The organism is Micromonospora sp. DT231 (assembly GCF_049847025.1).
Classification (GTDB): domain Bacteria; phylum Actinomycetota; class Actinomycetes; order Mycobacteriales; family Micromonosporaceae; genus Micromonospora.
Genome location: NZ_JBNCNO010000015.1, coordinates 89,110 through 108,043 on the forward strand (window position 1 = coordinate 89,110; position 18,934 = coordinate 108,043).

23 protein-coding genes are annotated in these 18,934 nt (G+C 70.4%); 8 read left to right on the forward strand and 15 right to left on the reverse strand.

Going from position 1 to position 18,934, the window contains the following annotated elements; genetic code table 11:
* Positions 1 to 21: 21 nt before the first annotated feature.
* The 3 genes from ACPXBU_RS29565 to ACPXBU_RS29575 form a co-directional block, all read right to left on the reverse strand.
* Positions 22 to 1,422 (reverse strand): alpha,alpha-trehalose-phosphate synthase (UDP-forming), encoded by a 1,401-nt coding sequence (locus ACPXBU_RS29565; RefSeq protein WP_030488230.1) that lies wholly within the window; start codon positions 1,420 to 1,422, stop codon positions 22 to 24.
* A 144-nt stretch (positions 1,423 to 1,566) separates the two neighbouring features.
* The gene (locus ACPXBU_RS29570; RefSeq protein WP_393242248.1) at positions 1,567 to 1,959 is read right to left on the reverse strand and encodes a hypothetical protein; all 393 of its coding nucleotides are present in this window, start codon (positions 1,957 to 1,959) and stop codon (positions 1,567 to 1,569) included.
* Positions 1,956 to 2,240, reverse strand: coding sequence for a hypothetical protein (locus tag ACPXBU_RS29575; protein WP_393373773.1), 285 nt, complete (start codon positions 2,238 to 2,240; stop codon positions 1,956 to 1,958). The genes ACPXBU_RS29570 and ACPXBU_RS29575 overlap by 4 nt, the downstream gene beginning before the upstream one ends.
* Positions 2,241 to 2,450: 210 nt before the next feature.
* Between ACPXBU_RS29575 and ettA the strand changes: the two genes are divergently transcribed.
* The 4 genes from ettA to ACPXBU_RS29595 all read left to right on the forward strand — a co-directional run bounded on the left by ettA (position 2,451) and on the right by ACPXBU_RS29595 (position 6,033).
* Positions 2,451 to 4,127 (forward strand): energy-dependent translational throttle protein EttA, encoded by a 1,677-nt coding sequence (gene ettA / locus ACPXBU_RS29580; protein WP_425760678.1) that lies wholly within the window; start codon positions 2,451 to 2,453, stop codon positions 4,125 to 4,127.
* Between the two features lie 12 nt (positions 4,128 to 4,139).
* The gene (locus ACPXBU_RS29585) at positions 4,140 to 4,586 is read left to right on the forward strand and encodes an acyl-CoA thioesterase (RefSeq protein ID WP_393373769.1); all 447 of its coding nucleotides are present in this window, start codon (positions 4,140 to 4,142) and stop codon (positions 4,584 to 4,586) included.
* Positions 4,583 to 5,317: a hypothetical protein gene (locus tag ACPXBU_RS29590; RefSeq protein ID WP_393373766.1), complete on the forward strand. Its 735-nt coding sequence runs from the start codon at positions 4,583 to 4,585 to the stop codon at positions 5,315 to 5,317. Before ACPXBU_RS29585 ends, ACPXBU_RS29590 begins: the two co-directional genes overlap by 4 nt.
* A 131-nt stretch (positions 5,318 to 5,448) precedes the next feature.
* A complete protein-coding gene (locus tag ACPXBU_RS29595; protein ID WP_393373764.1) occupies positions 5,449 to 6,033 on the forward strand; it encodes a YbjN domain-containing protein in 585 nt (194 codons plus the stop codon).
* A 19-nt stretch (positions 6,034 to 6,052) separates the two neighbouring features.
* Here ACPXBU_RS29595 and ACPXBU_RS29600 read toward each other — a convergent pair whose 3' ends face one another.
* The 6 genes from ACPXBU_RS29600 to ACPXBU_RS29625 form a co-directional block, all read right to left on the reverse strand.
* Positions 6,053 to 6,481 (reverse strand): globin, encoded by a 429-nt coding sequence (locus ACPXBU_RS29600; protein WP_393373762.1) that lies wholly within the window; start codon positions 6,479 to 6,481, stop codon positions 6,053 to 6,055.
* A gap of 114 nt (positions 6,482 to 6,595) precedes the next feature.
* Positions 6,596 to 7,981 (reverse strand): MFS transporter, encoded by a 1,386-nt coding sequence (locus ACPXBU_RS29605; protein WP_425760682.1) that lies wholly within the window; start codon positions 7,979 to 7,981, stop codon positions 6,596 to 6,598.
* Between the two features lie 234 nt (positions 7,982 to 8,215).
* Positions 8,216 to 9,238: a mechanosensitive ion channel family protein gene (locus ACPXBU_RS29610; RefSeq protein ID WP_393374018.1), complete on the reverse strand. Its 1,023-nt coding sequence runs from the start codon at positions 9,236 to 9,238 to the stop codon at positions 8,216 to 8,218.
* 86 nt (positions 9,239 to 9,324) lie between these two features.
* Positions 9,325 to 9,732 (reverse strand): arsenate reductase ArsC, encoded by a 408-nt coding sequence (locus ACPXBU_RS29615; protein ID WP_425760684.1) that lies wholly within the window; start codon positions 9,730 to 9,732, stop codon positions 9,325 to 9,327.
* Complete coding sequence (locus tag ACPXBU_RS29620; RefSeq protein ID WP_425760686.1) at positions 9,729 to 10,463, reverse strand: aquaporin; 735 nt, start codon at positions 10,461 to 10,463, stop codon at positions 9,729 to 9,731. Before ACPXBU_RS29620 ends, ACPXBU_RS29615 begins: the two co-directional genes overlap by 4 nt.
* Positions 10,460 to 10,831 carry an ArsR/SmtB family transcription factor gene (locus ACPXBU_RS29625; protein ID WP_393373755.1) on the reverse strand — a complete coding sequence of 124 codons (372 nt, stop codon included), beginning with the start codon at positions 10,829 to 10,831 and terminating at the stop codon, positions 10,460 to 10,462. The genes ACPXBU_RS29620 and ACPXBU_RS29625 overlap by 4 nt, the downstream gene beginning before the upstream one ends.
* 159 nt (positions 10,832 to 10,990) lie before the next feature.
* Between ACPXBU_RS29625 and ACPXBU_RS29630 the strand changes: the two genes are divergently transcribed.
* A complete protein-coding gene (locus ACPXBU_RS29630; protein ID WP_425760689.1) occupies positions 10,991 to 11,437 on the forward strand; it encodes an ArsI/CadI family heavy metal resistance metalloenzyme in 447 nt (148 codons plus the stop codon).
* Positions 11,438 to 11,560: 123 nt separating this feature from the next.
* Here ACPXBU_RS29630 and ACPXBU_RS29635 read toward each other — a convergent pair whose 3' ends face one another.
* Both ACPXBU_RS29635 and ACPXBU_RS29640 read right to left on the reverse strand, forming a co-directional pair.
* Complete coding sequence (locus ACPXBU_RS29635) at positions 11,561 to 12,256, reverse strand: cation diffusion facilitator family transporter (RefSeq protein WP_425760691.1); 696 nt, start codon at positions 12,254 to 12,256, stop codon at positions 11,561 to 11,563.
* Positions 12,253 to 12,615 (reverse strand): ArsR/SmtB family transcription factor, encoded by a 363-nt coding sequence (locus ACPXBU_RS29640; protein ID WP_425760693.1) that lies wholly within the window; start codon positions 12,613 to 12,615, stop codon positions 12,253 to 12,255. Before ACPXBU_RS29640 ends, ACPXBU_RS29635 begins: the two co-directional genes overlap by 4 nt.
* 349 nt (positions 12,616 to 12,964) lie before the next feature.
* Between ACPXBU_RS29640 and ACPXBU_RS29645 the strand changes: the two genes are divergently transcribed.
* Positions 12,965 to 13,501 (forward strand): HNH endonuclease, encoded by a 537-nt coding sequence (locus ACPXBU_RS29645; RefSeq protein WP_030333470.1) that lies wholly within the window; start codon positions 12,965 to 12,967, stop codon positions 13,499 to 13,501.
* 130 nt (positions 13,502 to 13,631) lie between these two features.
* The gene (locus tag ACPXBU_RS29650) at positions 13,632 to 14,210 is read left to right on the forward strand and encodes a nitroreductase family protein (protein WP_425760695.1); all 579 of its coding nucleotides are present in this window, start codon (positions 13,632 to 13,634) and stop codon (positions 14,208 to 14,210) included.
* 30 nt (positions 14,211 to 14,240) lie between these two features.
* On the opposite strand, the gene ACPXBU_RS29655 is transcribed toward ACPXBU_RS29650, so the two are convergent.
* Positions 14,241 to 15,830, reverse strand: coding sequence for a DUF6194 family protein (locus ACPXBU_RS29655; protein ID WP_425760697.1), 1,590 nt, complete (start codon positions 15,828 to 15,830; stop codon positions 14,241 to 14,243).
* Between the two features lie 55 nt (positions 15,831 to 15,885).
* Here ACPXBU_RS29655 and ACPXBU_RS29660 point away from each other — a divergent pair, with 55 nt between their 5' ends.
* Positions 15,886 to 16,662, forward strand: a complete 777-nt coding sequence (locus ACPXBU_RS29660) for a TioE family transcriptional regulator (protein WP_425760699.1) — start codon at positions 15,886 to 15,888, stop codon at positions 16,660 to 16,662.
* Positions 16,663 to 16,928: 266 nt separating this feature from the next.
* Here the strand turns inward: ACPXBU_RS29660 and ACPXBU_RS29665 are convergent, their stop codons facing one another.
* From ACPXBU_RS29665 to ACPXBU_RS29675, 3 genes are all read right to left on the reverse strand, one after another.
* Positions 16,929 to 17,699 carry a class F sortase gene (locus tag ACPXBU_RS29665; RefSeq protein ID WP_393374015.1) on the reverse strand — a complete coding sequence of 257 codons (771 nt, stop codon included), beginning with the start codon at positions 17,697 to 17,699 and terminating at the stop codon, positions 16,929 to 16,931.
* A 75-nt stretch (positions 17,700 to 17,774) separates the two neighbouring features.
* Positions 17,775 to 18,299, reverse strand: coding sequence for a hypothetical protein (locus ACPXBU_RS29670; protein ID WP_425760701.1), 525 nt, complete (start codon positions 18,297 to 18,299; stop codon positions 17,775 to 17,777).
* A 134-nt stretch (positions 18,300 to 18,433) separates the two neighbouring features.
* Positions 18,434 to 18,886, reverse strand: coding sequence for an Lrp/AsnC family transcriptional regulator (locus tag ACPXBU_RS29675; protein WP_393373736.1), 453 nt, complete (start codon positions 18,884 to 18,886; stop codon positions 18,434 to 18,436).
* Positions 18,887 to 18,934: the final 48 nt, after the last annotated feature.

Sequence of the window (18,934 nt, forward strand, 5' to 3'; positions counted from 1 at the left end):
CTCCATCGTTGACGGTCGTGTTCACTCGGCCTCCGCCTCGGGAACTCCGAGCTCGGAGAGGAAAGACTTGGCCCAGTGGCCCACGTCGTGGGTACGCAGGTGACGTTGCATTGTCCGCATCCGGCGGCGTGCCTCGGTTTTCTCCACGTGCACTGCCCGGAGCAGGGCGTCCTTGACCGCGTCCGGGTCGTGCGGGTTACACAGGAATGCCTGACGCAGCTCCGTTGCGGCGCCAGCAAACTCACTGAGCACGAGCGCGCCACCCTGGTCGGCGCGCGACGCCACGTACTCCTTGGCCACCAGGTTCATGCCGTCGCGTAGCGGTGTCACCATCATCACGTCGGCGGCGACGTACATCGCGGCGAGTTCACTGCGACTGTACGACTGATGCAGGTAATGCACTGCCGGCACGCCGACCCTGCCGAATTCGCCATTAATCCGGCCAACCTCGCGTTCGACCTTGACCCGTAGTGCCTGGTAGTGCTCGACCCGCTCGCGGCTGGGCGTGGCCACCTGCACCATAACCGCGTCGGGAACTGTCAACTTTCCGTCAGCAAGCAACTCGCGGAAGGCCTTGAGCCGCAACTCGATGCCCTTGGTGTAATCCAGCCGGTCCACGCCCAGGATTATCGTCTTCGGATCGCCCAACTCGGCGCGGATCTGCTTGGCCCGAGCCTGGATCGCCGGGTCGGCGGCCATCCGCTCCATCTCCTGGGTGTCGATCGAGATGGGGAAGGCGCCCGCCTTCACCTGCCGACCGTCGACCTGGATCATCTGCCCCTCGTAGCGCAGCCCGAGCAGGTGCCGCGCCAGCCGGACGAAGTTCTGTGCGGCCAACCGCTGCTGGAAGCCGACCAGGTCCGCGCCGAGCAGGCCGCGCAGGATCTCGGTGCGGAACGGCATCTGCATGAACAGCTCGATCGGCGGGAACGGGATGTGCAGGAAGAACCCGATCCGCAGGTCCGGGCGCAGCTCACGGAGCATCGCCGGGACCAACTGCAGCTGGTAGTCCTGCACCCAGACCGTCGCGCCCTCGGCCGCCACGTCCGCGGCGGCCTCCGCGAACCGGGCATTGACCAGGCGGTACGCCTCCCGCCAGCGGCGCTTGTAGGCAGGTGTCTCGACCGCGTCGTGGTAGAGCGGCCAGATCGTCGCGTTGGACTGGCCCTCGTAGTAGCGCTCCAACTCCTCGGCGCTCAGCGGGACCGGGTGCAGCCGGATCCCCTCCAGGTCGAACGGCTCGGGGGCGGCGCCGGTGCCGCCGGCCCAGCCGACCCAGGTGCCCTGGTGTTCGGCGAGCACGGGGTGCAGCGCGGTGACCAGCCCCCCAGGGCTGCGTCGCCACTGTCGGCCCTCGGGAGTGCTCACCTCGTCGACCGGCAGACGGTTCGCCACTACGACAAAGGAGCTACGGACGGTCACGATCGGCCACCTCCGGGTACTGACGGGTCCACCGCGAATGAGCGTACTGAGCGTAGCTGCGGCGTCTTGTGCCTCGTGCCGGAGTCTCCTACCCGCCCCGTACGCGCTGAAATCCCCAGGGTGATCTTGTCGACAGCCCATCGATCAGAGGTCGATGATCGGCCATTCCTTGGGCAGCACCTCGCCGAGCAACTCCCGCCGATCCGTCATGATCGGCACGAGGGGGTGGGCGGCGGCGTCCATCGCCAGCTGGGCCAGGTCCGTGTGCCCGGCCATTCGGCGTGACCATCCGCCGAGAAACGAGCACATGTTCGGCTCGACCGGGGTTACGCGGATGTGCGGCAACGCGGCGAGCACTTCGAGCATTTCCCACTGGCCGGGAGTGGCTTCCTGGTGTGCACGGACGAGGCAGAGCGCCGGCACCAGCACGTGCACGCCATAGTCGGCGGCTTCCGCGATGCGGTGACCGACATCCCGTTCGGACGACGAATAGGCCAGCAGGGCTGTCGCGTCCAATGCCAAGCCGTAGCCCGTCACCGGGTGGCCCTCGCACGTGCCGCCAAGACCTCTGCCTGGAGCTGGGCCGCCTGTTCGCGTAGTTCGGGGGTGATGCTCGCCCGCAACTGCTCCATCTCGGCGTGTACCCGCGCTACGCCCTCGTCGGTGATCTCGAAACCGGCCCGCCGGAGGATCTCCCGCGTCTTCTCCCCGGCCACCCTCCGTCGCAGAGACTCGGCGACGTAGGCGGAAGCGTTCGGCTCGTCGGCCAGTCTCTCCGCAAGATCGTCGGGCAGGCTGATGGTGATCTTCTTGGTCATACCGAAACCGTAATTTGCCTTACCGGCTCTGGCAAGGAGACTCGCCCGCGTACTCCTGGGGCGGGGTGATGTGGGCGAAGCGCGGCGTACCTGTCAGGATTGACGATGGCGTGCGCGCGGCCGGCTACCGGCCGGCGGCGGCGGGCGGTCCTCGCAGCCCGCGCCCGCGCCGCCGATCAGCGACAGCAACCGACGGAGGTAGCCCGCACCGTGGCCCAGTACATCTACGTCCTGGAAAAGGCCCGCAAGGCGCACGGCGACAAGGTCGTGCTCGACAACGTGACGTTGAGCTTCCTGCCGGGAGCCAAGATCGGTGTGCTCGGTCCGAACGGCGCCGGTAAGTCCAGCCTCCTCAAGATCATGGCAGGACTGGACAAGCCGAGCAACGGCGAGGCCCGGCTCATGCCCGGCTACACCGTCGGCATGCTCGCCCAGGAGCCCCCGCTCAACGACGCCAAGACCGTGCTCGGCAACGTCGAGGAGGCGGTTGCCGAGACCAAGGCCAAGCTGGAGCGGTTCAACAAGATCGCCGAGCAGATGGCGACCGACTACTCCGACGAGCTGATGGAGGAGATGGGCAAGCTCCAGGAGGAGCTGGACCACCTCGACGCCTGGGACGTCGACTCCAAGCTCGAACTGGCCATGGACGCCCTGCGCTGCCCGCCGCCGGACGCCGACGTGACCCAGCTCTCCGGTGGTGAGCGTCGCCGGGTCGCGCTCTGCAAACTGCTGCTGGAGGCGCCCGACCTGCTGCTGCTCGACGAGCCCACAAACCACCTGGACGCGGAGAGCGTCTCGTGGCTGGAGCAGCACCTGGCCAAGTACGCCGGCACCGTCATGGCGATCACCCACGACCGGTACTTCCTCGACAACGTGGCCGGCTGGATCCTGGAGCTGGACCGTGGCCGGGCCATCGGCTACGAGGGCAACTACTCCACCTACCTGGAGAAGAAGGCCGCCCGCCTGGCCGTCGAGGGTCGCCGCGACGCCAAGATGAAGAAGCGCCTCACCGAGGAGCTGGAGTGGGTCCGCTCCAACGCCAAGGCCCGCCAGACCAAGTCCAAGGCCCGCCTGGACCGGTACGACGAGATGGCCAACGAGGCGGAGAAGACCCGCAAGCTCGACTTCGAGGAGATCCAGATCCCGCCGGGCCCGCGACTGGGCAGCACGGTGATCGAGGCGGTCAACCTCAGCAAGGGCTTCGGCGACCGGCTGTTGATCGACAACCTGTCGTTCTCGCTGCCGCGCAACGGCATCGTCGGCATCATCGGCCCCAACGGCGTCGGCAAGACCACGCTGTTCAAGACCATCGTCGGGCTGGAGCAGCCGACCGGCGGCCAGGTCCGGGTCGGCGAGACGGTCTCGCTGTCCTACGTCGACCAGAACCGCGAGGGCCTCAACGGTGACAAGACCGTCTGGGAGGTCGTCTCCGACGGGCTCGACTACCTGATGGTGGGCAAGGTCGAGATGCCGTCGCGGGCGTACATCGCCGCGTTCGGCTTCAAGGGACCGGACCAGCAGAAGCCGACGAAGGTGCTCTCCGGCGGTGAGCGCAACCGGCTCAACCTGGCGCTGACCCTGAAGATCGGCGGCAACGTCATCCTGCTCGACGAGCCGACGAACGACCTGGACGTGGAGACGCTGTCCAGCCTCGAGAACGCGCTGCTGGAGTTCCCCGGCTGCGCCGTGGTCATCTCGCACGACCGGATGTTCCTGGACCGGGTCGCCACGCACATCCTGGCCTGGGAGGGCGACGACCAGGACCCGACCAGGTGGTTCTGGTTCGAGGGCAACTTCGAGGCGTACGAGAAGAACAAGATCGACCGCCTCGGCGCGGAGGCTGCCCGGCCGCACCGGGTGACGTACCGCAAGCTGACCCGCGACTGACCGGCCGAGAAGGTGTCTGACCGCTTCGTCTACCACTGCACGCTGCGCTGGTCCGACCTGGACGCGTACGGGCACATCAACAACTCGCGCTTCCTCACCCTCTACGAGGAGGCGCGGGTGGCGTTGATGTTCGCCGGTGGCCGGGCGTGGGGGGTCGGCTCGTTCGCCGACGGGGTGGTGATCCGCCGGCACGAGGTCGACTACCTGCGCCCCGTCGACTACGCGTTGGGTCGGGCCACCGCGGAGGCCGCGCCCACCGTCCGCATCGAGCTGTGGGTGGAGGAGATCCGGGCCTCCCGGTTCACCGTCGCCTACGAGCTGTACGACGGCGAGGTGCTGGCCAGCCGGGCCCGCTCGGTGCTGGTGCCGTTCGACCTGACCCGCCAGGTGCCCCGCCGGATCACGCAGGAGGAGCGGGACTTCCTGCTCACCTACGCACCGCAGGGCGGCCTGGCGTGACCCGGCCGGGCACGGGACAGGCAGCGGCGTCGACCCCGACGCACGGTGTGGTCGGGGTGGCCGACGCGGGTGCCTTCCTGGCTCGGCTGGTCCGGCTGGACCGGGCGGCGCCGGTCCGGTTGCGGCCGGCCGGTGTGCCCGGTCGGATCGCCCTCTGGGCCCGTCTGCCGTGGCAGGTGCTGGTGGTCCGGACGGTGGCCGGTGAGTCGGCCGACGGCAGCGCCGAGGACGTCACGGTGGCCGCCGCGGAGCTGCTCGCCGAGCTGGAACGCGGCGGTACGGCCCGGCCGGCCCGCCGGGACGCGCAGTGGCGGTGGCCGCTGCCCCCGACGCGCAGTCGGACGGTGGAGGCGCTGCCCGTTGCCGAGCTGCGGCGGATCGCGGACGCGGCGGCGGGCACCCTGCGTACGGCCAGCGAGCAGGGCGTGGCCGGCCGCGCGGTGGGTCAGCGGGCGCTGCGGGACGCGCTGCTCGACCACGTCGCGGTGCTCGTCACGCCGGACGGACCGCCCGCCCCGCCGGTCGAGGTGTCGCAGCGACTGGTGCAGGGGGTGGTCCGGATGGGCTTCCTCGGCGCCGCCGACGGCCCGTCCACCGACCACGACGAGGCGACCGTTCAGGTCCGGGTGGCCGGACGTTGGGTTGGCCTGGCGGGACCATACGGAGCGGCATGGTTGCAGACGGCCACGGATCTTGCGGTAACGCCCCTCGGTACTCCTCCGAACGGATGACCCCTGCTCATTCTTCTGGGCTGGGGCGGTCGTTGGGGGGGTGCTTCAACTCGGCTGTCCGGGTACCGTCCATGCTCGGATCCAACGCACCGTAGGCGACTGGATCCGCTGGGGAGTGAGGTGCGCGAGCGATGCCGTGGTGGTCATGGCGCCCCGGTCCCGCCGACGGCGGCGATCCGGAAACCCGAAGCGGGATCACAGTGGAGAGCGCGGTCCGGGTCGGACCGCCCAACCCTCGCCAGCCGGGGGACGACTGCCCGGCCAGCGAGCGACCGGCTTTGCCCGAGATGCTGGCCACCGTCGAGCCGGTGAGTCTGCGTCGCGTGTGCGACGCACTCGACCTGCTCGACGTGCGGTACTTGGCCGACGGCGACGGCAACCTGCTGGCCATGTGGGAGCGGCACGCCGTGCTGGTCACCCTCGAAGGGCCGGAGGACGAGATCCTGGTCATGCGGGCACGCCCGCACGCCACCGTCCCGCCGGACTGGGCCGACCGGGCCTACCGGGTGGTCAACGAGTGGAACCACACCCGCCGGTTCTGCAAGGCCTACATCGGCGACCCGACGGAGCGCGGCCAGTTGCCGATCTACGCCGAGCTTCAGGTGCCGCTCGGTGCCGGCACCCACGACGCGCTGCTCGTCGAGATGCTCGACTGCGGCGCGGCGGTCGCCACCAGCTTCGTGGACTGGCTGCACGACGAGGGCGCGCTGCTCTGACGCTGCCCCGGCCCGACGATCAGCCACCGTTGGCCGGGTCCTCCTCGGCGTTGACCATGAAGTACGCGGCCCGCTCCAGGTAGTCCCAGAGCGTGGCGGCGATCGCCGGTTCGAGGTCGAGCCGGTCCACGGCGCGGCGCATGTTCCGTAGCCAGGCGTCCCGCTCGGCCGCCCCGATCCGGAACGGCGCGTGCCGCATCCGCAGTCGCGGGTGACCACGCTGGGCGGAGTAGGTGTTCGGTCCACCCCAGTACTGCATCAGGAACAGGGTCATCCGATCCGCGGCCGGCCCCAGGTCCCCCTCCGGGTACATGGGCCGCAGCAGGGGATCGGTGGCGACGCCGGCATAGAACTCGTCGACAAGCCTGCGGAAGGTGGGCTCGCCGCCGACCGCTTCGAAGAGGGTCGTCGAAGCACCGGGACGCTCGGATTCGCCTGCGGGGTTCACCGTTCCATCCTGCCAGGTGCGCCGGGCGCGAGACCGACCCGCGCACCGTGCGTCGGATCACGCCGGGCCGATGCCCCGCGCCCGGCCCGCACGGGTCCGCAGGGGCGGGCCGGGTCAGGTGACCGCGTGCCGGCGGTGGCCGTCGCTGGTACGCGGCTCGGGAGGGCCTGCCGCCGTGCCGCCGCCGGCGGCGTCGTCCGGGTGGCCGGGCGGCTCGGCATTGGCCGCCGTGGCTGCCGCGATCGCGTCGCTGAACGCCTGCCGATCCGGCCAGCGCAGCGCGGCCACCACCATCAGCACCACGCCGGCCGCGCTCCACAGCCCCACCACGAGGGGGATGGTGTCGAAGCGATCGGCGATCAAACCGGTCGCCAGCACCGCGAAGCCCTGGATGACCTGGACGCCGGTCGCCATCACCCCGAAGGCGCGGGCGCGGATGCCGTTGGGGAGCGCCTGGACGAAGAGCCCGTTGGCCATCGGCAGCATGCCGGCGACCGCGAACCCGCAGATAGCAGCCAGCAGAGCAACCGCCAGCGGGGGCGGATCGAACAACGTCGGCACCAGCGCCAGTGGGGCGAGGACCGCGAGCGGCCGCATCAGCTTCAGTCGGCGGGCCGGCCCGAACAGGCGGCTCACCAGCAACCCGCCGAGGATGAAGCCGACCGGGCTGGCCGCCATGATCACTGCTTGGGCCGTGGTCGCGCTCATGTCGCCGCGGCCCTCCTCGTTGGCCCAGCCGACGGCCAACCCCTCGGGAATGATCGAGAAGAGCATCGCGCTGAACACCAGCACCGCGATGGCCCGCAGCACCGGTGTGCCGAACACGATGGTGAAGCCCTGGCGGGTCTCCTGCAGCAGGTGGCTGCGCTGCGCCGGGTTCGGCACCGCCGAGCGGTGTCGCACACCGAGGCGGACCAGCAGCGCCGACGCGCCGAACGTGGCCGCGTTGAACAGCAGCGCGACCCGCGGGTCGTAGGAGGCGGCGGCGGCGCCGAGCACGTATCCGACGATCTGGGCCGCCTGCCCCGCGCTGCCGTTCAGCGACAGCCCGAGCACCAGCCGGTCCCCGGCGAGCATCTGCGGCATCAACGCGGACTTCGCCGCCTGGCTCGGCGGGTTGGCGAGCGTGGCGGCGAAGATCAGCACCAGCACCGCCTGGTACGGCAGTTGCGGGATGGCGATGAGCAGCATCAACCCCATCCGGATGAGGTCACACGCCACCATCACCCGCCGGTACGGGTATCGCTCCGCGAGTGCGGCGAGCACCGGACCACCGAGCAGCCAGGGCAGGAAACTCACCGCGAAGGCGGCCGCGGAGAGCCCGACCGAATCGGTCCGCTGATAGACCAGCACGGTGACGGCGGCCTTCGCGACATAGTCGCCGACCCAGGAGAGGGCGCCCGCCACGAACACGGCGCGGAACTCGTGCTGGGCGAACACCTCGCGAAAAGTAGCGGGGCCTTCCGCGGAAGGTCGCTCGTCGGGCACCGTCGCCTCCATCGGCCTCCGGGTTGGCCGCTCGTGGCAGCCCGGCCGGATGCGCTCGTCAGATCTACGGATCAGCGAGGTTGTGATCACGCTTTGGCGGGAACGCGTGCTCCGGATTCTGCCCGATCGTCTGACAACTATCTAGGCCGAACGGCTCATTCGTCGCATCCCCGACTGAACGAACGGACGATACCTGAGGGGCCGGGCGGCTCGCGACCCCTGAATTCGAGGACGACGACGGGTGGGTCAGGTGGCACCCCCCTGACCCGTTTCACCGTCCGGCAACGGGCGGGGAGGAAGCCCGGGAAAGATGCGGGCCGCCGCGATCTGCGCGGTGATCCCCGAGTTCTCCAGCGCCTCCGCCAGCCGCCGACGCAACTCCCGGCCCACCGCGAACTGCCCGTCCGCTGTCGTCTTCACCACCGTGCGGATGACCGCACCGTCCACCGTCACCTGCTCGACACCCAGCACCTCCGGCGCCTCGACGATCTCCGGCGACAGCTCCGGGTCGAGTGCGACCGAGGCGGCCGCGGTCCGCAGGACGGCGGTGGCCTCCTCGGTGCTGTTGAACCCGATCGGTAGGTCCACCACCACGAGCGCCCAGCCCTGGCTCTTGTTGCCCACCCGGATGATCTCGCCGTTGCGGATGTACCAGAGCACTCCGCGACCGTCGCGCACAGTGGTCACCCGAAGCCCGACCGCCTCGACCACGCCCATCGCCTCGCCCAGGTCGACGTTGTCGCCCACGCCGTACTGATCCTCGATCAGCATGAACAGGCCGGCGATCAGGTCCTTGACCAGGCTCTGCGCGCCGAAGCCCAGCGCGACGCCGGCGATCCCCGCGCTGGCCAGCAGCGGGGCCAGATCGAAGCTGAACTCACGCAGGATCATCAGCAGCGCGATGCCGAAGACGAACGCGGTGGTCAGACTGCGCAGCACCGAGCCGATCGCCTCGGCCCGCTGCCGTCGCCGCTCGGGCACGAACTCGGTCGGGTCGACGGCCGCGCTGGGCACCCGCTCGCGCAGCGGTCGCAGCATCGTCGGCACCGCGCCGTCGGTCGTGGTGCGGACCAACCGGTTGATCGTGCGGTGCACCGCCCAGCGGGCCACCATCGCCAGCGCCAGGATCAGCAGCACCCGCAGTGGCTTGAGCAGGATCCAGTAACTGCCCTCGGCGAACCAGGCCGAACTGGTCCAGTCGTACAGGAATTCGCAGGAGGAACTGCCCTGGCAGTTCACCGACCCGCCGGTGGACAGGGCAAGGGGCATCACGCTTGCGGCACTCACCCTGTCTTCGTACCGCAAGGAGCCCGAGCGCCCACCGCCGACCCACCGGCAGGTGAGGGACGAGCGCGCTAGCGCGTCGGCTGGATGCTGGCGAGCAGTTCGGTGATCCTCGTTCTGATGTCGTCGCGGACCTGGCGGACGACGTCGAGGGATTGGCCGGCGGGGTCGGTGAGCTTCCAGTCTTCGTAGCGTTTGCCGGGGAAGACGGGGCAGGCGTCGCCGCAGCCCATGGTGATGATGACGTCGCTGGCGTGGGCGGCGTCCCAGGTGAGCCGGGCTGGGATTTGTTCGGTGATGTCGATGCCGACTTCGCGCATGGCTTCGACGGCGACGGGGTTGATCTGGTCGGCGGGTTCGCTGCCCGCGGAGCGGACCTCGATGGCGTCGCCGGCGAGGTGTCGGAGCCAGCCGGCGGCCATCTGGGAGCGGCCGGCGTTGTGGACGCAGACGAACAGGACGCTGGGCTTGTCGGTCATCGGGCTTCTGTCTCCGGAGAGAGTCGGGGGGCGACCACGGCGTCGGCGGAGTTCTCGGCACCGGGGTACCAGGCGGCGATGGCGGCGATGGCGACCAGGCCGCCGACGAGCTGCGCGCCGACGAAGCCGGGCAGCGAGGTGGGGGCGATTCCGGCGAAGGTGTCGGTGAAGGCGCGGCCGATGGTGACGGCGGGATTCGCGAATGAGGTGGACGAGGTGAACCAGTAGGCGGCACCGATGTAGGCGCCCACGGCGGCCGGAGCCGCACTGCTGCGGCCGGTGCGGGCGAGGGCGAAGATCAGGACGATCAGGCCGGCGGTGGCGACGATCTCGGCCAGCCACAGGTTCCCGCCGATGCGATCGGTGCGGGACCACGTGGCGGCTGGTAGTTCGAACATCAGGTTGGCCAGAACGGTCCCGGTGATCGCGCCGCAGACCTGGGCGGCGACGTAGGCGGCGAGATCACCGGCGGTCAGGCCGGTGCCGGCGCGACGGCCGAGCCACCAGTCGACGACGGAGACGATCGGATTGAAGTGCGCGCCCGATATCGGGCCGAAGGTCAGGATCAACGCGCCCAGCGCCAGGGCGGTGGCGATCGCGTTCTCCAGGAGTTGGAGCCCAACGTCGGTGGGCGAGAGTCGGGCGGCGGCGATCCCGGAACCGACGACGGCGGCGACGAGCAAGGCCGTACCGACGAACTCCGCCGACGCGCGACGGGCCGGCAGGCTCACGCGGTGGCCTCCGCGGAGGTGGCCGAGAGGTCCAGAAGCGCGCGGAGTTGCCGGAACGCGTCCGGGCGGACCCGGTACCAGACCCACGTGCCGCGCCGCTCGGAGTCGACCAGGCCAGCCTCCCGCAAGACCTTCAGGTGATGGGAGATGGTCGGCCCGGACAGCTCGAACGCGGGGGTCAGATCGCAGACGCACATCTCCGGCACCGAAGCGATCATCGACATCAGCCGTAGCCGGACCGGGTCGCCCAGGGCCTTGAACAGTGGCGCGACCACTGCTGCCTGGTCGGTGTCCATGGGGCGAACCGCGATCGGCGCGCAGCAGGCCACCGCGTCCAGGCTCATCACCGGCAGGGCTTGTTTCGACATTTCTCTAGGTTGACAGATTTCAAAACAAGGTGCAACGTTGGGTCCTGCTTCGAAAAGCATCAAGACAAGGGCGTGGTGGGCAAGCCGTTGTACGGAGGCCTGCAGCGCCGAGGCCCACTCCGACCAGCCACCACACCCTCCAGATCGGTAAGGAGAGTCATGTCCCGCGTTCAGCTCGCCCTGCGTGTGTCCGACCTCGAAGGCTCCGTCGCCTTCTACTCCACGCTGTTCGGCGTCGAGCCCGCCAAGCGCCGCCCCGGCTACGCCAACTTCGCCGTCGAGAACCCGCCGCTGAAGCTCGTCCTGCTCGAAGGCGAGCCCGACCAGCCCACCGTGATGGACCACCTGGGCGTCGAGGTGTTCAGCACCGACGACGTCAACGCGGCCACCACGCGCCTCACCGACTCCGGTCTGATCACCCTGGAGGAGAACGGCACCGAGTGCTGCTACGCCCTCCAGGACAAGGTGTGGGTGCGCGGCCCTGGTAACGAGCCCTGGGAGGTCTACACCGTGAAGGCCGACTCCGACCAGTTGGAGAAGGCCACCGAAAGCGCCTGTTGCACACCCGCTGCCGAGAAGGAACCGGCCACCGGTTGCCGCTGCTGATGCCGGGACGCCCTCCCCGCTCTCCAACTGGAGGGCGAGGGCGGGGGCGGTGGCGTGAGCGAGCGTGGTGTGTCATACGGCTCAATCAACGTCAATTGTCACGGCGTACACCCAGGCCGGACCTCAGGCCTTCTGGTCCGCGCAGCAGCCGTCGGCGCAACCCGAGGTCTGGCCGCCGGCACCGCTGGCAGGGAGGGGTGCGCAGTCGTCGCAGTGCTCACCGCGCCATGCCTCGATACCTTCCTTGACGGCTACCCCCGCGATCACGAGTGCGGCGATCGGGTCGGCCCACGACCAACCCCAGGCCGCATTGAGGGCCAGGCCCACGAGCAGCACCGCAGACAGGTACGTGCACAGCATCGTCTGCGTCGAGTCGGCCATGACTGTTGCGGAGCCGAGTTCCCGGCCGGTGCGACGCTTGGCCCGAACGAGCAGCGGCATCACGAGCAGCGATGCGACGGCGAGGCCGATGCCGACCGGGCTGGCCTCGGCGTCTCCACCGCTCAGCAGCGAGCGAGCGGCGTCGAAAGTGACCCAGGCAGCCAGGGCGAAGAACGACGCGCCGATGAGGCGTAGCGCCATTCGTTCCCGATCCTCGGGCACCCGAGAGCGGAACTGCCAGATCAGCACCGCTGCGCTGGATACCTCGACGAACGAGTCCAGGCCGAAGCCGATCAATGCCGTGGAGGAGGCCGCTGCGCCAGCGGCAATGGCGACCAGGCCCTCGAGAAGGTTGTAGCCAGCAGTGGCGTAGGCGAGCCACAGGCTGCGGCGTGACAGCACTGCCCGTCGCTCCGGAGTCAGCAACGACGCGCTCATGCGTGCACTCCCGAGGTGGTGGAGTCGGCGGGCTTCCCGTAGACCGGGCACAGGGCTACGGCCTCGCCAGTCGCAGCGAGAACCAGTTCCGCCGAGCGCAGCAGGTCCAGCAGTTCGGGCCGGGTCAGGGCGTAGAACGACTGGCGACCTTCCACCCGGTAGTCGACCAGGCCACAGTCACGAAGGCAGGCGAGGTGCTTGGACACGGTCGACTGCGCGAGCCCCAGCTCTCCAGTCAGGTCGACCACCCGAGCCTCGCCGGACGCGATCCGTCGCAGGATCGCCAGCCGGGTCGGGTCCCCCAGGGACCGGAACAGCGCCACGGCCGGAGTCAGGCCGGGGGTGCAATCAATCGCCATAGCGCGATGATAGCCAGATTCAGCGATGATTGGGGTGGTGTCGGCATGACCCTCGGCGACGGTGGGGCGGAAGATCATCGGGCACGGATCCGGCACGACTGAGGCCGGCAGAAGCTGTCGTCCGGTGTCCGACAACGGCAGTGTTCTCCCAGGCCCAGACGGCGATGCGCCCGGATGCGGATGATCCTCATACCTCATGCGGGATTAGTACGTGCAATCCGGGGTCCGATCAGGGACTATTGGCGCAACGGACGTCGGTGATCGGCCCGGCGTCGACCGTGTGGGTGGTCATGCCCGACCGCGGTCGACGGCGGTACGCAGCAGCCGCTGAACCGGGAGGGTGATCGCGATGCCTGACATACGACCCACGGTGGGCTCCGGCGCGTTGGTCCTCAACGCCACCTACGAGCCGCTGTGTGTCGTGTCGGTGCGTCGCGCCGCGATCCTCGTTCTCTCCGCCAAGGCGGTCTGCGTCGCCGACGGCGACGGCATCCTGCACAGCGCCCGCGACGCGCTTCCGGTGCCCTCCGTGGTCCGGCTGACCCGCTTCGTCCGCGTGCCGTACCGGACGCACGTGGGGTTGTCCCGGCGGGCGATCTTCGCCCGCGACGGGTGGCGGTGCGCCTACTGTCGAGGCCCGGCCGAGACCATCGACCATGTCTTCCCCCGCAGCCGGGGTGGCCGGCACGCCTGGGAGAACGTGGTCGCCGCGTGTGCCCGGTGCAACCACACGAAGGGCGACAAGACGCCGGCGGAGATGGGGTGGCGGTTGCACGCGCTGCCCGCCGCTCCGAAGGGCACCGCCTGGCGGGTGCTCGGGCACCGCGCCCCCGACCCCCGTTGGGCCGACTGGCTGGACCTGCGGGAGCCGGAAGCCGCCGCCTGACCAGCGCCGCCGGTGGCATCGATCGCGCCGCGGGCGAGAGCACGGGTGCCGGACGTGGCGCCCGACCCGTCGGGCACGATGGGCTCATGACGCCGCTCTGCCGACACGACAGTGACGACTGCGGTCCGGCATGACCGCCGCGAGGATCGCCCCGGTGCTGCAGAGCCGCTTCAGCCCGCTGCGCTTCGACAGTGACCACCAACTGTCCGACGGGGAGGTGGCGGTCCTGCTGGAGGCGGCCCGGTGGGCACCGTCGGCCGGCAACTCCCAACCGTGGGCGTTCCACCTCCGCCGACGTGGTGACGCGGGGCACGCCGCGCTCGTCGACCACCTCGCCGCGAGTTCACGCCGATGGGCCCCGCAGGCCAGCGCGCTGGTCGTGAACCTCGCACAGCGGGGAGTCGACGACAGCGGGATGGAGTACTCCGAGTTCGCCGACTACGACCTCGGCCAGGCGGTCGCGCACATGACCGTGCAGGCCCACTCCATGGGCCTGGCGTGCCGGCAGTTTCGCGCCTTCAACCTCGACGCCCTCCGCGACACCATGCGCGTCGCACCCGGTTGGCAGATACTCACCATGACCGCCATCGGCGTGGCAGCCGACGACGGCGATCCCGTCCCGCGACACCGCCGCAGCATCACCGACCTCAGCACCGCCGGAGTCGAACCGCCCGACCACGACACGACGGACCAGCCGCGTCGAGCGTAGAACGGCGCGACTGCGGCGCTTGTGGTTGGCTCAGTCCTGCTGGTCGGCTGCCCGGCGGTCCGCGCGCTGGTGACGGTCGGCTGCTCGGCCGTACGCGACCGCGAGCAGCCGGTCGATCTCGGGCAGTAGCTGCGGGCCGGGCATGACGATGCTGCCGAAGCCGTACAGCGCGTAGCCCGGGTGCGGCATGAGGGTGTCCAGCCGGGCGAAGTCGAAGTCGTCCCGGTGCTCCTCGAACGCCTTGGGCGGAAAGCCGAAGCGTCGCTCGAACTCGTCTCGACCCAGGTCCAGGTTGAGGCGGAAGACGCCGGGACGGTCCAGCTGTGCGGCCTCGTCGAAGCCGGGCACATCGTGCTCGACGATTGTGGCGAACGGCTGCCGGCGGTCCGGGCCGACGAAGAAGAACCGGTCGCCCCAGGCCGCCTCGGGTGACCCGTTCTCCTCGCTCGCCACGACCTGCGCGACTCCGGGCAGCGCGACGATCCGGTCGGCGAGCGTGGCCGCGTCGACGCCGGTCGGGACGTGCAGGACCGCGTCGGCGCGCTCGATGGTGGCCCGGTCCAGCGGGAAGTATCGGTAGTCGTGCGTCCGCCGCTCGGCCGGCCCGATGTCGGACGCCGGCACGTACCGGGGGAGGTCGGTCTCCTGCTGGAGCCTGCCCTCGTAGGTCGACGCGGCGGGGGCCTCGATGCCGAGCGCCGGGCTCGCGCCCAGGCTGCCGACGATCACCGCGTACCGGTCACCCAGCAGCGTCGCGACGATCGCGCCGGCGCCGGCCCACGACACGTCCGTGTCGGCAGTCGTCATCGTGCCCGGCTGGCGCTGGAGGTGCGTGTTGTGTCCGAAGACGAGCGTGGGTCCGCGGTGTGCCTCGGCGGAACGGATCGCGAGCAGGTTCTCGGCCATCAGCGCGTCCCGGACCGCGGCCAGGCGGCCGAAGCGTTCCTCAGGGGCCAGTGGGGCGGCGGCCGCGGCGTGGTAGCGCAGCACCGCGACCGCGGACGTCGCGTGCACGAACGCCGCCGACCAGCCGTCGGGCTTCCAGGGCGCCCGCAGATACAGCTCGGTGACGAGGTCGTCGGCGAGCACCCGCAGTGCGCGGGCGTCGGCCGAGCGCCCCACCGACCGACCCGGCTCCCAGATCGCGGCCGTGTCGGTCCACCGCGCCTCGTCACCGACCAGGTCGTCGATCTCGGCGGACCGGTCGAGGCCGAGGAAGTCACACACCCGGGTGAGGTGAAGGCGCGGGCTCGGGGCGTTGGCCATCTCCAACGGGGCGTCGAAGCCGTGGAACGTCAGGCGTTCGGCGGGCGGGCGTCCCGCGTTCCATTCGCGCATCCGCAGCAGCAGGTCGCGGTTGGCCGGGGCGGCGCCGAACCCGTGGCTGAACCCTTCGGCGAGCGCCCGGTCGAGCGGCACGTCGGCGCCACCCTGCACGAACTCGTTGGCGATCAGCCCGGCCGCGCGGTCGCTCTCCACCGCGATCGACAGGTAGCCGTGCTCCGCCAGCGACAGGAAGGCGTCGTTGCGGAGTTGGAGGAAGGCGGACTCGCCGTGCGTCGGCTCGCCGAGCGCGAGCAGGTCCGGGGATACCGCGAGCAGGTCGAGAAGAGCTGGCATTCCATAAACCGTATCGTTGAACCAGCGGTTGAGACTCAGCAGCGACGGAGCACGGGTGACAGCCACACAACCCTCAAACACCGGGGTACGCCGCCCGGTCGACCTCGCACGTGCCCACGGGCTCTCCGCGCAGGCCGTGCGCAACTACGAACGAGACGGCGTCCTGCCGCCGGCCCCGCGCACACCGAACGGCTACCGCCGGTTCACCGAGGTGCACGCCAGGGCGTTGAGTGCCTACCTCGCGTTGATCGCGGGCCACGGCTACGCGGCCAGCGGCGAGATCATGCGGGCCGTCAACCGTGGTGAGATCGACGCCGCGTTGCGCATCGTCGATGACTCCCATGTCCTGCTCCAGCGCGACCGGGAGACCCTGGACGCGGTCGAGACGGCGGTGGCGACGCTCACCGCGACGCGGCCGCAACCGCAGACCCGGACAGCCGTGTCCGTCAGCGTGCTGGCTCACCGCCTCGGTGTCCGGCCCGCCACGTTGCGCAAGTGGGAGCGGGCCGGGGTGCTGCGGCCGGCACGCGACCCGGCGACCCACTACCGGGTCTACCTCCCGGACGACGTCCGCGACGCCGAGCTGGCCCACCTGTTACGCCGCGGCGGGTACCGGCTCGACCACATCGCCGGCGTGCTGCGTCAGGTACGCGGGGCGGGCGGCGCCGAATCGCTCGCCGCGTCGCTGAGCCGGTGGCGGGAACGGCTCACCGAACGCGGCCGGGCGATGCTCACCGGGGCCGCCCGGCTCGCCGACTACCTGGACGCTGCTCAACCACCACCACGCGCCTTGACCAGCGAGGCGAAGACCACCACATTGTCCGCGTATTGATCGGAGTGCCGGCGGCTGTCGGACGGCTCTTCCGGTTGGAGATCGATGGCACCGTCCGCGCCACCGCAGCGGCCTTCGCGGAGCCGGCGCTACGCAGTCTCGACGCCATACACCTTGCCACGGCCCAGGTTCTGACAAACGAGTCCGGAACGGCGCTCATCGCATTCGTCAGTTACGACCGGCGGCTGCTCGACTGCGCCAAGGCCGCTGGGTTGCCCGTGGCAAGCCCAGGCCAGAACTAACCCACGGTCCCGGTCTGCCCGCCCTCACCCTGAACGTGCCTTGACCAGGGACGCGAACACCACCACGTTGTCGGAGTAGCCGGTCTCGCCGCCGACCCACTGGCCGCCGCAGGTGATCAGTCGAAGGCTCGGGTGGCTGAAGTCGCCGTACACCTCGTCCACCGGCAGTCGGCCCTTGTCGAACTTCTCCACCGAGTTCACCTCGAAGACCGCCACGTTACGGTCGGTGCGGGTGACCTCGATCTGGTCGCCGTCGCGCAGTTCGCGGAGCTGGTGGAAGACCGCCGGCCCGCTCGTGGTGTCGACGTGCCCGACGATCACCGCCGGGCCGTACTGGCCGGGGGTCGGCCCCTGGTCGTACCAGCCGGCCTCCTGGGCGCGCGCCGCGTCCGGCACGGCGATGGTGCCGTCCGGAGCGATGCCCACGTCGTGCACGGGCGCCCGCAGGTCGATCTTCTCGATGGCGAGGCTTGTCGGGCGGCTGGCCGGCAGCACCGGGAACTTCTTCGGCGGCGGTCGAAACCCGGCGCTGAGCCGGTCCGGTAGCAGGCTCATCCCGGTCACCTGCTCCACGCCGAGCATCGCGACGATCAGCACCATCACGGCGGCGATGGCCAGCACCGGCAGCCCCGGTCCCGTACCGAAACGGGGTCGGAACGACCGCGCTCCGGCCGGGCGCGGCGACAGCGGGGCGGCCACCGGATCCGGGGTGGCGACACTTGCCGACCCGGCCTGCCCGGCGACCCGACCCAGCCGGCCGGAGGCGCGGGCCACCAGCCGGCCGGAGGCGCGCAGCAGCCGGCCGGCTCGGAAGCGGGCGCGGCGGTCCGGCCGCGCACGCGCGGATCTGCGGGTCATGAGTCATCCGGCTCAGGAGCCGGCTCCGGTCCGACGTCGGCCGCCGGCCATTCCGAGCGCGACAGCGGTGGCGACAAGCGCCACGCCGCCGAGCACCAGCAACGAGCCGGTGCCACGGCCGCCGGCCGTCCCGCCGCCCCCGGTCGCCGGTCCCTTGCTGGGGGAGGCCATGTTCAGCACGGTGAGCGTGGTCGAGGCCGTCTGGCCGTTCTCGCAGCGCAGTTCGACCGGGTAGTCACCGGCCGGCTTGTCCCTCGGGATTGTTGCCTGCCCGGTCAGGAAGCCCTTGTCTGGTTTGAGCATCACGTGCGGAAACGCGTCGGAGTGCACGGTGGACTGGCGGTTGTTGTTGGCGTTGTCGCAGCCCGCCTTGATGCTGACCCGGCTGCCGGCCTGGGCGCTGTTCGGCATCACCTCGACGAAGACGTTCTCGCCGGCGCGCGCCGGTGCGACCGACATCAGGACAAACGCCCCGACCAGCGCAACAAGCGTCAGTGCGAACGAGAGCGCGCGGTTGATCGTGCGGATTCCCTGCATGATTCCCCCCAACCGGCGACGACCGCCGGAACCTCCGCCCTCATTCCGCCTCCGCGCCGCGGCACTCCGGACGGAAGAAAGGGCGTCCCCTGGGCACGCCGCTGCTTTCCCGCTGGCTCGGGGCCAAACCCGGGTCAGCCGCGGCGGGGGGAGGGGAGGGGAGTGATCGGTCGCCAGTCGAGCGGGGAGGAGAGGACCATCGTGCTCGACGGCTGGCCGTACGGGGCGAGCCGGTCGATGACCGCCTCGAAGTCGCCGATCGAGCCGGCGGCCACCTTGAGCATGCTGCACGCGTCGCCGGTGATCCGGTGGATCTCCAGGATCTCCGGCCAGTCGGCCACCGCCGGGTCGTGCAGGATGCAGCGCGCGCCGTAGCAGGACATCCGGATCAGCGCGACCACGGTGCGGCCGGCTCGGGTCAGGTCGACGTGGGCGTGGTAGCCGGTGACGACCCCGGCCTCCTCCAGCCGGCGAACCCGCTCCGCGACGGCCGGCGGGGACAGGTGCACCCGCCGGGACAACTCGCTGAAGGAGAGCCGGGCGTCGGCCTGCAACTCGCGCAGCAGCGCCCAGTCCATGTCGTCCACGCTCAGACCTTACTTTCGTGAACCAACTTCGCCTAGTTGCCTTCGGTT